Source organism: Nonomuraea recticatena (assembly GCF_039533245.1).
In the GTDB taxonomy this organism is placed as follows: Bacteria; Actinomycetota; Actinomycetes; order Streptosporangiales; family Streptosporangiaceae; genus Nonomuraea; species Nonomuraea roseola.
Genome location: NZ_BAAATE010000203.1, coordinates 1 through 524 on the forward strand (window position 1 = coordinate 1; position 524 = coordinate 524).

At 69.1% G+C, this 524-nt stretch carries 1 protein-coding gene; it reads right to left on the reverse strand.

Annotated elements, in window-relative coordinates:
* Positions 1-93: 93 nt before the first annotated feature.
* Complete coding sequence (locus tag ABFX50_RS51160; RefSeq protein ID WP_346158576.1) at positions 94-252, reverse strand: MBL fold metallo-hydrolase; 159 nt, start codon at positions 250-252, stop codon at positions 94-96.
* Positions 253-524: the final 272 nt, after the last annotated feature.

Sequence of the window (524 nt, forward strand, 5' to 3'; positions counted from 1 at the left end):
CGACGTTGAGGATGTTGTCGGGATGGTGGTGGCTGAGCACCACGTCGGTGATGTCGTCCGTCTTGAGGCCGAGGTCGGCGAGCGCGTCGGTGATCACGACTGGCTCGCGACCATGCCGGGATCCACCACGATCCTGAGGTCGCCCTCGGTGACGTAGGAGACGGTCGCGGCCACGCCGGGTCCTGTGGAGGTGGTGTAGCCGGTGGCGAGGATATGGAAGGCGGCCGTACGGCCGGTGGGTGCGTCGGTCATGGAAAGCAGTCTGGGCGACACCGCCCGCCCCGGAACAGTGGCCGGACCACCCCTCATCGTGGGTTTCGTGCCAAAATCCGCTCGTCGTCGCCTGTGTCCGGCTACATCGCCGAAGTGCTGCGGCCGGCCTGCAAGACTCGTGGCAACGTCCCGCACGAGCAGGCCGCGCTCAGTGGAGGGGGGAGGGCCGGGACCGGGCGGGTGAGCCCGGGTCGCGGCCCTTGGTGTGTCCGGTGGCGGCGGGTCAGGCCAGGGTGTCCTGGAGCTTGATC